We start from the raw sequence: 12,329 nt of genomic DNA on the forward strand, positions 1-12,329 counted from the left end.
CAGAGCAGCATGGCCAACACCCCCCATGATGGGGGATTGCTGCTTTGGCCGCCTCATCTCTAGCATCCCGGCCATCGGGATCGCGTAACGACGTTCGCGCGGTTCCGACGGGGACATCTCGACACCAACGCGAGCCGTTCGTCGCGCGCACCAACAGTCTTTGGCGCGTTTGGGCGGAGTCTTGCCCGCGACCGGCGTCTGTTCCGCCCGACCCAGATCTTCGCGTGCAGCAGCGTTGCGCGAAGAACCAACAGCCCGACGTGGAGACACCGACCATGAGCCCTTCCGTGCAACTCGCCGTAAAGCCTTCCGCGACCCCGACGGTGGCCGAGTTCCATGCGCGCCTCGACGCGCTGCTACCGCTGGTCGAATCCAGGGCCGCGGAGGCTGAGACACAGGGCTATCTGACTGACGACGTGGTAGCGGCGCTGCGCAAGGCCGGCATCTACACCATGCTGTTCCCGAAGGAGGTCGGCGGCGCCGAGCTTCTGCCTTACGACGCCATGACCGTGATCGAGCGGCTCGCTTACGCACACGCCTCCGCCGGCTGGTGCGCCATCGGCAACAACATGGAAGGCACGACGCTCGCCATCTACATCGAGGACGAAGGCATCAAGAAAGTCTTCGCGGGCGGGCCCGACATTACGATTGCCGGCAACGGCGTGCCGCGCGGCTTCGCCCGACCGGTCGATGGCGGTTACATGATCCGCGGTAACTGGGCCTATGGCAGCGGCATTCAGCACGCCGAGTGGGTCCATTCAGGCTGCTTCGTCACCGACGCATCCGGCAAGGACATGGTGTTCGGCCCGAACGGCCAGCCCAAGATCGTCGTCACCCACCATCCGCGCGCGACCATCAAGTTGATGGGCAATTGGGACGTGCTCGGCCTGCGCGCGACGGGAAGTTTCGACTACACTTTGAGCGAGGGCGACGAGTTGTTCGTGCCCACGCACATGACCTACGATTTTGACATTGGCGCGCCGCGCCGAGGTGGTGTGCAGGGTGCACTGGGACTGGCGGGCTACAGCGCCTGGGCGCATTCCGCCTGGGCCGTCGGTGTCGGCCGCCGCATGCTCGACGAACTCGTCAAGGTGATCGTCCAGCGCCAGGATCCATTCGGCAAGTCGCGCGACAGCGCGAGCTTCAAGTTCCAGTTTGCGCAGGCCGAAGCTCGTTTCCGCGCAGCACGTGCGTTGGTCCACGAAACCTGGAAGGACGTCTCGGAGACTTGTGCCGGCGGTGAAAGTCCGTCGCTGGAGCAGATGACGATGATCAAGCTGTCATTGCGCCACGTCCACGACGTTCTGTCGGATGTCGCCACCTTCGCGCATCGCGCCGCGCGCGGCGCCTCGCTGCACAACACGCCGATGCAGCGGTTCTATCGCGACATCCATTCGGGCACGCAGCACATCCTGATGGCCGACCAGATCGTCGAAGAGTGCGGCCGTGCGCTGCTCGGCCTCCCCGGCCCTGGTGCGCAATGGACGGTCTTCGGGGTGACGGGCTGAGCAAGCGACCAGACACGAGGGCGTCGAGGTGAGGACATCCCGCATCGTTGGCTTCTGCGGCAATAGTTGGCGCCCGGCGAAGTCGCGCATGCTGGTGGAAGCCGTCGCCGCCGATCTTCAGGCGCAGCATGGACTGAAGACCACCGTCCTCGACCTTGTCGACGCCGGTTGCGGCATCGCCGGCTTCACCCGGACTGCACTCGATGACAACGCGCGCGCCGTCGTCGAGGCCATCGAACAAGCCGACGGTCTCGTGATCGGATGCCCGGTGTTCCAGGGCTCTTATCCCGGATTGTTCAAGCACGTATTCGACTTGATCGAACCCAGCGTGCTGCGCAACCGCCCGGTGCTGTTGACCGCGGTCGGCGGCGGCCTGCGCCACTCGCTGGTGGTCGAGCACCAGCTCCGCCCGCTGTTCGGCTTCTTCGAAGCCTGCACCGTTTCGACGGCGATCTACTCCAGCAGCGGCGAGATCGTACCGGGCGAGCCGCTCGCACCAATGACGGCCGCGCGGCTCGCCAACGCCGTCGAACAATTCGCCTCACTTCTCAGCGGTCGCCAGGAAGCCGCCGCATGACTCACCAACGCCCGGCTCTGCCGCCTTCAACCGGAGACGACCATGCTTGATACCGTCAAACCCTCGCCCGATCTCACCGGCTTCTCCCGCGCGGAACATACGATCAACGGCGTGCGGACCGTCGTTCACAGCATCGGAAGCGGCCCCGTGCTGGTGTTCCTGCACGGCACCGGCACCTTCACCGGCTTCGAGATGGCGCGCGATTGGGCGAAGCGGCACACGGTCATCATCCCCTATCATGCGGGCTTCGGCGACTCCGGCGACTCCGAGACGATCGACACCGTCGAGGATCACGTCCTTCACTACATGGATCTGTTCGACAAGCTTGGCCTTGAGCAGTTCGACCTCGCCGGGTTCTCGCTCGGCGGATGGCTTGCCGCGGAGTTCGCGATCCGTCAGCCGGATCGGGTCCGCAAGCTGGTGCTGGTTGCGCCCGCCGGTCTTGTGGTCGGAAGCGCGCCTGCGCCCGGATTGTTCGAGATCGCACCGCAAGAACTGCCAGCCTATCTCGCGCACGATCCGGCCGCGGCACTCCGTTACTTTCCCAAGGCGCCCGATCCGGCCTTCGACGCCCGGCTTGGACGCGAGGTCACGGGCTTTGCCAAGCTGATCCGCAGCGAACCGCAGGGCAATCCCAAGCTCGCGCACTGGCTGCATCGAATCACGATGCCGACGCTGGTGCTGTGGGGGGCCGCAGATCGCTTGCGCCCGACCGCCCAGGCAGATGCCTGGAAAGCAGGGCTCCCCGACGCACGCGTGACGCTGGTGCCGGCGACCGGTCATCTCGTGTTCGAGGAAACGCCGTCTTCCGCACACTACGTCACCGATTTTCTCGTCGATTGATCCGCACACAACAGAGGACACCACCATGATCGAGATGCCTCCGGGCGTGACCCCTGCCAAAGAAGGCTTTGGCAACGTCATCTGGAACATTCTGGGCCAGACCTACACGCTGAAGCAGCATTCCGAAGCGTCGATGGCCTGGCATGCCGTGTTTCCGGATGGCACCTTCGTGCCGCCGCACGTGCATCCGACCCAGGATGAATTCGTCTATGTGCTGAGCGGCCGCTACGACCTCTGGCTCGACGGCAAGGACTTTGTCGCCAAGGCCGGCGACCTCGTCCGCATGCCCAAGGGCATCCCCCACGGCATTTTCAACAAGTCGGGTGAAACCGCCACCAGCCTGTTCTGGGTCGCACCGACGCGGTCGCTGAAAGAGCTGTTCGAGCGCATCCACAATCTCCCCGATCCGCAGGAGGTCGTGCGACGTGCCGCCGAACACGAGGTCAACTTCCTGCCGCCGCCCGCCTGAGGCCACGCCGATTCCGTCGACACGCAAACCGCGAGAACCGATGATGACCATGCTGACAACAACTTGGACGTCCATCTCCGAGAACGACCGCCGTCGGATAGCCCGGTGGCAAAAAGCCATGCTGGCGCTCGCCATCCTCTGCGAGATCTTTCTCGCCGCCGACTGGTATGCCTTCGCGGCCGTCCTGCCATTCGTCTCCGAGAGCCTCAAGCTCAATCCCGCCGAGGCGGGACTCGCCCAAGGCATCTTTGCGCTGACCTACGGCATCGGCATGGTCGTCTGGTCTCCGGTCAGCCGGTCGATGACGGCGCGCAACATGCTGCTGATCGGGCTTGCGGGCACTGGTATTGGCATGGTGCTCCAGGTGTTCGTGCAAAGCTACACGCAGCTCGTGATGCTCCGGCTCGTGATCGGCTTCTTCGACGCCGGCATCTTCATCGGCAACATGAAGCTGATCTTCGGCTGGTTTCCGCAAAGTCGGCGTGGCTCGGTGGTAGGCATCATCCTCGCCGCCTACAGCCTCGCCATCACCATGGATTTCGCGCTCGGCATTCCCCTGACGATTGCGACCGGTTGGCGGACCTTCTTCGCCGTGCTGGCGATCGGCACGCTGCTCGTTGCAGCCGTCGACGCACTCGTCGTCCGTAACAATCCGCGCGAGCTCGGCATCGACGGTTTTACCTGGGGCAATGAAACACCGCAGGAGCACCTGCCGCTCGGCGAGATCTTCCGCTCGAAATGGATCGCGGTCGGCGGCTTCGGCATCGTGGCCTGCACCTTCGCGATCGCCGGCACCGCCACCTGGGTGGTGCCGGCCTTCATCACAGTACAGCACATGCCGCCGGAAGCGGGCGCTGTCATCGGCACCGTCATGGGGTTGTCGCAGGTGCTATTCCTGGTGATTGGCGGCTACATGTCCGATCGGCTCGGCAAGCCCTTCATGATCAAACTCACCGCATGTCTCGCTTTCCTGACCGCGCTGATGTTCCTGTGGAGCGTGGTCACACCGATGTCGTTCTCGATGCTGGTGCTGTTTGCAGCACTCAGCGGTATCGCGCTTCTCGGCGGCGGCGCTATCTTCGCCCTGCTCAGCGAAAAATACTCCGACGCGCTCGCACCGGCCGCGATTGGATACGCCGAGGTATTTGGCATCTTCTCGGCCTTCGTGGCGCCCTGGATGATGGGCGCCATCATCAACGCCTCGGCCGGCTCGTTCACCGGCGCCTTCATTGCTTTCGCGGTGGTCGAGCTCATCATCGTCGGCCTTTTGATGATCCTCGCCCGCGAGGACGTCAGTCAGGGCGCGGTGGTCGGAAGCCCCGCGGAATAAGATGCAGCGATCAAGGGCACGGGGCAGAAGCCCGTGCCCTTGGGACCTCGACAAAGGTCCATCTTTTGGGAAATCGGGCGCCCTCACCTTGTCCGCGGCGGGCAAGAGTGGCAATCTCGCATGCAAGTGCCCCAAGAGACCCCGTCATGCCGCGCGCGAGCGCCAAATCGCTTCCCCAGCTCAGTCTGCGCATCGACCTCGATGGCGAGGATCGGATCGGGCCCGGCAAGATCGAGCTTTTGGAGCAGATCCGCGAGCAAGGCTCGATCTCGGCGGCCGGCCGCGCCATGGACATGTCCTACAAGCGTGCCTGGGATCTCGTGGACGAGATCAACCGCATTTGCGGACATCCCGTGGTCGAGCCGCAGGCCGGCGGCAAGAACGGCGGCGGCGCGATGCTCACGCCCTTCGGCGAAAAGCTTGTCGCGCGCTACCGCAAGATCGAACGCGACGCCGCGCGCGCCGTGCACAAGGAGCTGGAAGCGCTCAGGAGCGACATCGGCCGTTCGCGGAAATCGTGAACGGACGGGCGCGCATCCTGGCGGCTCGCTAGCGCATCCAGCGTGGCAGGGGCAGATTTTTCTTGCGCAGGAATTCCGGGTTGAACAGCTTGGATTGATAGCGCTGTCCGCCATCCGCGAGGATGGTCACGATGGTTTTGCCTGGACCGAGGTCGCGCGCAAGTCGCATGGCTCCAACGATATTGATCGCGCTTGAGCCGCCCAACACCAGCCCTTCGTGCTCGATCAGGTCGAACAGGACAGGCAAGGCTTCCTCGTCCGTAATCTGATATGCCGTATCGATGGGCGTGCCTTCGAGGTTCCGGGTGACACGGACTTGCCCGATCCCTTCGGTGATGGAGTCTCCCTCTGTCGTCAGTTCCCCTTTGGTGAACCAATTGTAGAGAGCGGCCCCCATGGGATCGCTGAGCGCAATCTTGATGCCGGGATTTCGCTCCTTGAGGGCTCGCGCGATCCCACCCAAGGTACCGCCGCTCCCGACGGCACATGTGAAGCCATCGATTCGTCCATCCGTCTGCTGCCAAATCTCCGGACCAGTCGTGCGATAATGCCCGTCCCGATTGGCGACATTGTCGAACTGATTGGCCCAGAAAGCACCGAGCTCCTCGGCGAGCTGACCGGAATAGCGCGCGTAATGACCCGGATTGGAATAGGGTACGGCAGGCACCAGGCGCAAGTCGGCACCGCACAACCGCAACATGTCCTTTTTCTCCTGACTTTGCGTGTCAGGCATCACGATCACGCTTCGATAGCCGCGTGCATTCGCCACGAGCGCTATGCCGATTCCGACATTGCCGGCTGTTCCTTCGACGATGACGCCTCCCGGCTCAAGCTTGCCGCATCGCTCGGCATCGTCGATCATGGCCAGCGCCGCGCGATCCTTGATCGAGCCGCCGGGATTGAGAAATTCGGCCTTGCCATAGATCTCGCAACCCGTGGCCTCCGACGGCATTCGCAGCCTGATCAATGGCGTGTTGCCGATAGCGTCCAGGAAACCCGTTCGAACATCTCTCATCGCTTGCCACCCCTACGCGCCCACAACTTTAGGCTGGCGAACAGGCAAAGCGATTCTCTAGTTCAGGCGACGCGTGCAACATTTCCGGCGCCCGACCGGCCCAATCGGCAATTTCATTCTTGGGCTGCGTTTTAATTGCGCCTTTGGCCCAAGCCGCTAGTTCGGCCGCACCGACATTTCCGGCATCGGCTGGGTCAGCGCTTCGCCGAGCAGGCTCTGCTCGGCTTTCGGGATCGAGAAGCGCACCTTGAAGCCGTCCTCGGTTTGAAGCGTAATGATGCGCTGGGTCGTATCGGTCGCCTGCTCGATCGCCCAGGACGCCAGCGGATAGGCGTAGCGCAAGCTCTGGTCGCCGTAGCGGGCCTTCAGCGCCGCCTCGAGCAGCCCGGGCAGCGTCATGATGAGGGCGCCGACCTGGTTGAGCGAGACACTGACCGCGGCGGGGTTGCCCGCCAGATCCTCGAAGCCCAGCGAGATCGCGCCGCCGTCGGACGCCACCTCGCAGGTCGTGAGCTGCCTCACCTTGATTTCCATCGTCAGTCCCGGAACACGGTTCGCTATATTCATCACGATATATCGATATGTCCACCCGCGTCCAGCCCTGCTTTTCTGGAATTGATCGAACCGGCCGCCATGGTCGGCCCGGCGAAGTCGTGATATATAGTTCGATATAACGAGGCCCCGAACGGCCCGTTTTTGCAAGGGAGCGCAAAGCCAATGAGTGACTACAATCTTCTCATCGACGGCAAGATGGTGCCCGGCGACCAGACCATGCCGGTTCTCAATCCCGCGACCGAAGAGGTGCTGGCGCAGTGTCCGCGTGCCTCGAAGGCGCAGCTTGATGCCGCCGTCGCCGCGGCGAAGGCCGCCTTCCCGGCCTGGGCCGCGACCCCGATGGCGGAACGCCGCAAGCTCGTGAACGAGATGGCCGACGTGATCGAGGCCAATTCGGGCGAGCTCGCCCACATCCTCACCAGCGAGCAAGGCAAGCCGCTTGGCGACGCCACCGGCGAGGTCCTCGGCATGGCCGCGTTCTTCCGCTACCTCAGCTCGCTCGAATTGCCGATGAAGGTGATCGAGGATTCCGGTGACCGCAAGGTGGAAGCCTATCGCCGCCCGCTCGGCGTCGTCGGCGCCATCATTCCCTGGAACTATCCGCTGCTCATCCTCAGCTTCAAGCTGCCGTCGGCGCTGCTCGCCGGCAACACGCTGGTGGTGAAGCCGGCGCCGACCACGCCGCTGGCGACCCTGCGCTTCGCCGAGTTGATCAAGGACGTCCTGCCGAAGGGCGTTCTCAACTTCATCACCGACGCCAACGACCTCGGCGGCGAGATGACCAAGCATCCTGATATCCGCAAGATCTCGTTCACCGGCTCTTCCGCCACGGGGCAGAAGGTGATGGCGAGCGCGGCGCAGACGCTCAAGCGCATCACGCTCGAGCTCGGCGGCAACGACGCCGGCATCGTGCTCGACGATGTCGACCCGAAGAAGGTCGCTCCCGACATCTTCGAGGGCGCGTTCCAGAACTCCGGCCAGGTCTGCCTCGCCATCAAGCGTCTCTACGTCCACGAGTCCGTCTATGACGAGCTCTGCAACGAGCTGGTCGCGATCGCCAAGAGCACGGTGGTCGACGACGGCGCCAAGCAGGGCACCAAGCTCGGGCCGCTGCAGAACAAGATGCAGTACGAGAAGGTGAAGACGTTCCTCGAGGACGCGCGCAAGAACGGCAAGGTGGTCGCCGGCGGTTCGGCGATGGACCGTCCCGGCTATTTCATCGAGCCGACCATCGTGCGCGACATCCAGGAAGGCTCGAAACTGGTCGACGAGGAGCAGTTCGGCCCGGTGCTGCCGCTGATCAAGTACTCCGACAAGAACGATGCGATCCGCCGCGCCAACGCCACCACCTACGGCCTCGGCGCTTCGGTCTGGTCGTCCGACATCAAGCGCGCGCACGAAGTCGCAACACAGCTCGAGTCCGGTACGGTCTGGATCAACAAGCACCTCGACATGGCCCCGCACATCCCGTTCGGCGGCGCCAAGCAATCGGGCATCGGCACTGAATTCGCCGAGGAAGGCCTCGCCGAGTTCACACAGCTGCAGATCATCAACGGCCCGCCCGCGGCCTGATCGGAGAACCGGGGCCGCGGCGGAAACGTCGCGGCCCCAATTCTTTGCCGTCAAACGGAGGCCGACCATGTTCGATGCGCAATGCGACCTCGCCGCCCTCGTCTACGAGGCGCATCAGGACCCCGACGCGGTCCTGCGCAGCTTTGCGGCGGATCTGAATGCGCGTGGCCGTCGCGTCGTCGGCATGGTTCAGGCCGGGCAATGCGCGGATTTGAGCCTGTCGGCCGTGCTGCTTCACAGCGGCGAGACGCTTCTGCTCGCGCAGGATTTCGATCCGGCCGCGCGCGGCTGCCGTCTCGATCTCGCGCGGCTGCAAAATGCGGGGATGCGGATCGCGGACGCGCTCTCGCATGGCGCCGATCTCGTCATCATCAACCGCTTCGGCAAGCGCGAGCGCGACGGCAAGGGCCTGTCCCATCTGATCGGACGCGCGCTCGACGCCGACATTCCCGTGGTGATCGCGGTTGGCAGAGACCATTTCGCCGACTGGATCAAGTTCGCCGGCGGCATGAGCGTCAGGCTCGGCTGCGAGCGCGACGCGCTGGAGGCGTGGTGGCGGAGCATCTCCACAAGCAACGCGCAGCTTGACGTCGGATCACATCCTACGGTGTGCGAAATTCTGAAGTGAACGATCTGAGCCTGCCGGACTCGCGTACTTGTCCGTGAAGTCCTCACAGCAGCGCGCCGACTTCCCCTGTCGCCGCCGCGCAGGCAGTAGTTTCCCGGAATATGGCCGACGGTCGGGCCTCTGATACGCTTGTGCGGATTCAACCCGCTCACCCCGACATGCCCTGGGATCCCGAAATGCCGGTACGTCGGCTAAAGCCATCGCGCGTCCTCGGCGTCGAGCGCTTCTCGGACTTCGACGAATTTCGCGCCAACGAGGTGCTCGGTCTCGGCACCAGCACGCCGCTCCGTCCGCGGGAATTCTCGCTGTCTCGCGCCATCCTGCCGCTCCGCGACGGGCTCTTCGTGCTCCAGCGCTCCTTTGCACGGCGGTATGAGGCCGAGATCGGCACGGACAACGGCGTCGGCCTCGTTGTTCCCCTCACCTTTCACTCCATCGCCAATGGCCGCGAGGTCGATAGTTCGATGATCGCCGTCATGCGCGGCAAAGCCCCCGTCAAGGCGATCGAGCATCACCCCAACACTTACCTGATGCTGCGCTTCAACTCGGACATGCGCCATCGCGGCTGGGCGGATTTCGACACCGGCCTCGCCTATGTCCGCACGCAGGACGATCCGATGACGCGCCTGCGCGCGGCTATCGTGGAGATGTTCTCGCTGGCGTCGGCATGCAACGATCCCCGGCAATTCGAGGCGCTCTACCGCCCGATCCAGGAAACGCTGCTCGCCGGCCTCGACGCCACCCTGCTGCCGGCAGGCGCACGCAGCGCCCGCCCCGGTTCATTCGACAAGCACCGCAAGCTGATCGCGCATCTCGACGACGTCGTTGCGCTGTTCGGCAGCAAGCCGCTCTACAGCGACGACCTCGCCGCCGCGCTCGGCGTGTCCGTGCGCACGCTCCAGGTCGCGACGCACGCGGTGCATGGCGTGAGCCTGCACCACTATCTGCGCCTCAAACGGTTGTGGGCCGTTCGCGTCCAGCTCATGACCGGGGGCGATGGCTTGACCGTCAAGGCCGCAGCGCTCGGTAACGGCTTCTGGCATCTGGGCGACTTCTCAAGGAGCTACAGACTGGCCTTCGGCGAAGCGCCGTCCGAGACGCTGGCACGCGGACGGCGTCCGTTGCATCTGGCCATCGGCGCCTGAGAGTGCGGATCGCCCCTCAGGCGTGACCCTTGCGGTGCCCGCTCTCGCTGATGCGGTCGACCCAGGCGATACCGATTGCGGAAATGATGAAGGTCAGGTGGATCAGCACCTGCCACATCACGCCGGACTCGGTGAAATTGCTGCGCGTGGTGCCGAGATTGCCGGCCTCGATGAAGGTCCTGAGCAGCGAGATCGAGGAAATGCCGATGATCGCCATCGCGAGCTTGATCTTCAGCACGCTGGCATTGACGTGGCTCAGCCATTCCGGCTCGTCCGGATGGCCGTTCAGGTTCAGGCGCGAGACGAAGGTCTCGTAGCCGCCGACGATCACCATGACCAGCAGGTTCGAGATCATGACGACGTCGATCAGTCCGAGCACGACCAGCATGATCTGCTGCTCGCTGGCGTCGAACGAGTGCGCGACCAGGTGCCAGAGCTCCTTCAGGAACAGCAGCACATAGACGCCCTGCGCGACGATGAGGCCGACATAGAGCGGCACTTGCAGCCAGCGCGAGCCGAAGATGAGCTGGGCGAATGGGCCGATTTTCGGTCGCGGCCCGGCGTGCGCCGAAGGTGCTTTGGGTTCAGGCGTCATGGATCACTCCGGATTGCAGGCAGGAATTGTCGCCTCAGAGACTCGCGATGACGGGCGCGAGCTCGAGCGAACCGCGATAGATCATCTCGAAGGCGACGTAAACGATGATGGCGAGACCGACATAGGCGATCCAGCGCTGCTTCTGCAACACCCGGCCGAGCAGATCGGCGGCGACGCCCATCATCGCGACCGACAGCAACAGTCCGAACGCGAGGATGTAGGGATGCTCGCGCGCGGCGCCTGCGACTGCGAGCACGTTATCCAGCGACATCGAGACGTCAGCGGCGACGATCTGCAACGCCGCCTGCCCGAAGGTCTTGCGCGACGCCGGTGCGCTGCCCGCGCTACCGCCATGGCTCAACGAGAGCTCGGTGTGCGCGGACTGCTCGCGCAGCTCGCGCCACATCTTCCAGCACACCCACAGCAGCAGCACGCCGCCGGCGAGCAGCAGGCCGATCACCTGCAGGAGCTGGGTCGCGACGCCGGCGAAGACGATGCGCAAGGCTGTGGCGGCGACGATGCCGACGATAATGGCGCGGCGGCGCTGCTCGGCCGGCAGGCCGGCGGCGGCAAGGCCGATGACGACGGCGTTGTCGCCGGCGAGCACGAGGTCGATCAGGATGACCTGGAGCAGCGCGGTCAGCGCGTCGGCGGTGATGAATTCAGTCATGATTGATCATTTTTCGATGCAGACGGATCGAGCCATTGCGGCTTCTTCCGCTCGACCCAATCCAGGACCTTGGAGCGCGAGGCGTGCAACGCCGGGACGTCTTCGGCGAGCAGTGCGAGGCCGAGCGGCAGCATCCAGATTCCGAGCACCGGCAGGAAGGAGAGCACGCCGCCAACGATGAGCAGCGCGCCCGAAGGGATCCTCACCCAGCGGCTGGACGGTTTGAGCAGATAGGCGACGGTGTCGCCCATGCGCGGCGGCAGGCGACGGACGAGTTTGTCGAGGCGCGGGTCGCCACCGGCCATCTGGCCGGTGGTGACCAGATTTCCTGTCGTCCGCTCGTCCGATGCTGTGCTCATGCTCACTCCTGCGCGGCGGCGCGCCGTTCAGTGCCTGCGCTGCCCGGCGCCACCGGCTTTGCGCGCGGCAGCACGAGCGTCAGCAGGCGCAACAGCTTGATCGCCTGCACCTCATGGGGATGCACGTCCTCGTCCGCAGCCGCGACGCGCTCCGACAGTTCCATCAAATGGGCCGACAGCGGCAGGTCCGAGACCGGACGCAACGTGTCGATCACCACATTGGCAAAGTCAGGCTCCTCGAGTCGTTCCGCCAGTTCGTCGAATATCGCAAACAGCCGGTCGTCACTCATGTGCGGCGCCAGTCCGCGATCCCTGATGAAGCGGATCACCTCGTCGCGCTCGACCGGCGAAACGCGCCGGTCGGCGACGGCGACGAGCGCGCCGGCGATCACCAACGCGACCGCAGCCTGCTCGTTCAGCCTGGACGGTTCCGTGATCTCGATTTCGATCGGATTTGAAGTGGCGGCGTCGGACATCGTAGCTCCCTTACGTTGCGAAATGACCGCGCGGGGCTGCGATGGGGACGATTGAGTCGGAGAGAA

At 64.4% G+C, this 12,329-nt stretch carries 15 protein-coding genes; 9 read left to right on the forward strand and 6 right to left on the reverse strand.

All coding sequences use genetic code 11. The features are described from left to right. The first annotated feature begins 275 nt into the window (after positions 1-275). From AC0L3X_RS02260 to AC0L3X_RS02285, 6 genes are all read left to right on the forward strand, one after another. Positions 276-1,508, forward strand: a complete 1,233-nt coding sequence (locus AC0L3X_RS02260; RefSeq protein WP_063986456.1) for an acyl-CoA dehydrogenase family protein — start codon at positions 276-278, stop codon at positions 1,506-1,508. A 28-nt stretch (positions 1,509-1,536) separates the two neighbouring features. Next, entirely contained in the window at positions 1,537-2,085 is a 549-nt protein-coding gene (locus AC0L3X_RS02265; RefSeq protein WP_084795173.1) for an NAD(P)H-dependent oxidoreductase, read from the forward strand. Between the two features lie 42 nt (positions 2,086-2,127). Next, positions 2,128-2,928 carry an alpha/beta fold hydrolase gene (locus tag AC0L3X_RS02270; protein ID WP_063984000.1) on the forward strand — a complete coding sequence of 267 codons (801 nt, stop codon included), beginning with the start codon at positions 2,128-2,130 and terminating at the stop codon, positions 2,926-2,928. Positions 2,929-2,953: 25 nt separating this feature from the next. Next, positions 2,954-3,397, forward strand: coding sequence for a cupin domain-containing protein (locus AC0L3X_RS02275; RefSeq protein ID WP_028159377.1), 444 nt, complete (start codon positions 2,954-2,956; stop codon positions 3,395-3,397). A gap of 118 nt (positions 3,398-3,515) precedes the next feature. After that, on the forward strand, positions 3,516-4,727 hold the full coding sequence (locus AC0L3X_RS02280; protein WP_052435626.1) for an MFS transporter: 1,212 nt from the start codon (positions 3,516-3,518) through the stop codon (positions 4,725-4,727). Between the two features lie 146 nt (positions 4,728-4,873). Further along, entirely contained in the window at positions 4,874-5,248 is a 375-nt protein-coding gene (locus tag AC0L3X_RS02285) for a winged helix-turn-helix domain-containing protein (protein WP_063984001.1), read from the forward strand. Positions 5,249-5,276: 28 nt separating this feature from the next. On the opposite strand, the gene AC0L3X_RS02290 is transcribed toward AC0L3X_RS02285, so the two are convergent. Both AC0L3X_RS02290 and AC0L3X_RS02295 read right to left on the reverse strand, forming a co-directional pair. Continuing rightward, positions 5,277-6,263, reverse strand: coding sequence for a cysteine synthase A (locus AC0L3X_RS02290; RefSeq protein WP_063984002.1), 987 nt, complete (start codon positions 6,261-6,263; stop codon positions 5,277-5,279). A gap of 156 nt (positions 6,264-6,419) precedes the next feature. Further along, positions 6,420-6,797: a hypothetical protein gene (locus AC0L3X_RS02295; RefSeq protein ID WP_028159380.1), complete on the reverse strand. Its 378-nt coding sequence runs from the start codon at positions 6,795-6,797 to the stop codon at positions 6,420-6,422. A 183-nt stretch (positions 6,798-6,980) separates the two neighbouring features. Here AC0L3X_RS02295 and AC0L3X_RS02300 point away from each other — a divergent pair, with 183 nt between their 5' ends. The 3 genes from AC0L3X_RS02300 to AC0L3X_RS02310 all read left to right on the forward strand — a co-directional run bounded on the left by AC0L3X_RS02300 (position 6,981) and on the right by AC0L3X_RS02310 (position 10,163). Continuing rightward, positions 6,981-8,390, forward strand: coding sequence for an aldehyde dehydrogenase family protein (locus tag AC0L3X_RS02300; protein ID WP_063984003.1), 1,410 nt, complete (start codon positions 6,981-6,983; stop codon positions 8,388-8,390). A gap of 67 nt (positions 8,391-8,457) precedes the next feature. Continuing rightward, a complete protein-coding gene (locus AC0L3X_RS02305) occupies positions 8,458-9,018 on the forward strand; it encodes a DUF2478 domain-containing protein (RefSeq protein WP_063984004.1) in 561 nt (186 codons plus the stop codon). A gap of 176 nt (positions 9,019-9,194) precedes the next feature. Beyond that, the gene (locus AC0L3X_RS02310; protein WP_063986457.1) at positions 9,195-10,163 is read left to right on the forward strand and encodes a helix-turn-helix domain-containing protein; all 969 of its coding nucleotides are present in this window, start codon (positions 9,195-9,197) and stop codon (positions 10,161-10,163) included. A 16-nt stretch (positions 10,164-10,179) separates the two neighbouring features. Here the strand turns inward: AC0L3X_RS02310 and AC0L3X_RS02315 are convergent, their stop codons facing one another. The 4 genes from AC0L3X_RS02315 to AC0L3X_RS02330 are packed head-to-tail and all read right to left on the reverse strand — an operon-like array spanning position 10,180 to position 12,263. Then, the gene (locus AC0L3X_RS02315; protein WP_085404852.1) at positions 10,180-10,758 is read right to left on the reverse strand and encodes a TIGR00645 family protein; all 579 of its coding nucleotides are present in this window, start codon (positions 10,756-10,758) and stop codon (positions 10,180-10,182) included. A 34-nt stretch (positions 10,759-10,792) separates the two neighbouring features. Beyond that, positions 10,793-11,428 (reverse strand): TerC family protein, encoded by a 636-nt coding sequence (locus AC0L3X_RS02320; RefSeq protein WP_063984006.1) that lies wholly within the window; start codon positions 11,426-11,428, stop codon positions 10,793-10,795. Further along, positions 11,425-11,787, reverse strand: coding sequence for a hypothetical protein (locus AC0L3X_RS02325; protein WP_283018642.1), 363 nt, complete (start codon positions 11,785-11,787; stop codon positions 11,425-11,427). Before AC0L3X_RS02325 ends, AC0L3X_RS02320 begins: the two co-directional genes overlap by 4 nt. 2 nt (positions 11,788-11,789) lie before the next feature. Next, positions 11,790-12,263 carry a TerB family tellurite resistance protein gene (locus tag AC0L3X_RS02330; RefSeq protein WP_063984008.1) on the reverse strand — a complete coding sequence of 158 codons (474 nt, stop codon included), beginning with the start codon at positions 12,261-12,263 and terminating at the stop codon, positions 11,790-11,792. Positions 12,264-12,329 lie beyond the last annotated feature (66 nt).

This window comes from Bradyrhizobium sp. MI1.7 (assembly GCF_055811795.1).

Coding starts and splice junctions, on each gene's coding strand:
- AC0L3X_RS02260 (WP_063986456.1), top strand. CDS start 276: ATGAGCCCTTCCGTGCAACTCGCCGTAAAGCCTTCCGCGACCCCGACG.
- AC0L3X_RS02270 (WP_063984000.1), top strand. CDS start 2,128: ATGCTTGATACCGTCAAACCCTCGCCCGATCTCACCGGCTTCTCCCGC.
- AC0L3X_RS02275 (WP_028159377.1), top strand. CDS start 2,954: ATGATCGAGATGCCTCCGGGCGTGACCCCTGCCAAAGAAGGCTTTGGC.
- AC0L3X_RS02280 (WP_052435626.1), top strand. CDS start 3,516: ATGCTGGCGCTCGCCATCCTCTGCGAGATCTTTCTCGCCGCCGACTGG.
- AC0L3X_RS02285 (WP_063984001.1), top strand. CDS start 4,874: ATGCCGCGCGCGAGCGCCAAATCGCTTCCCCAGCTCAGTCTGCGCATC.
- AC0L3X_RS02290 (WP_063984002.1), bottom strand. CDS start 6,263: ATGAGAGATGTTCGAACGGGTTTCCTGGACGCTATCGGCAACACGCCA.
- AC0L3X_RS02295 (WP_028159380.1), bottom strand. CDS start 6,797: ATGGAAATCAAGGTGAGGCAGCTCACGACCTGCGAGGTGGCGTCCGAC.
- AC0L3X_RS02300 (WP_063984003.1), top strand. CDS start 6,981: ATGAGTGACTACAATCTTCTCATCGACGGCAAGATGGTGCCCGGCGAC.
- AC0L3X_RS02305 (WP_063984004.1), top strand. CDS start 8,458: ATGTTCGATGCGCAATGCGACCTCGCCGCCCTCGTCTACGAGGCGCAT.
- AC0L3X_RS02310 (WP_063986457.1), top strand. CDS start 9,195: ATGCCGGTACGTCGGCTAAAGCCATCGCGCGTCCTCGGCGTCGAGCGC.
- AC0L3X_RS02315 (WP_085404852.1), bottom strand. CDS start 10,758: ATGACGCCTGAACCCAAAGCACCTTCGGCGCACGCCGGGCCGCGACCG.
- AC0L3X_RS02320 (WP_063984006.1), bottom strand. CDS start 11,428: ATGACTGAATTCATCACCGCCGACGCGCTGACCGCGCTGCTCCAGGTC.
- AC0L3X_RS02325 (WP_283018642.1), bottom strand. CDS start 11,787: ATGAGCACAGCATCGGACGAGCGGACGACAGGAAATCTGGTCACCACC.
- AC0L3X_RS02330 (WP_063984008.1), bottom strand. CDS start 12,263: ATGTCCGACGCCGCCACTTCAAATCCGATCGAAATCGAGATCACGGAA.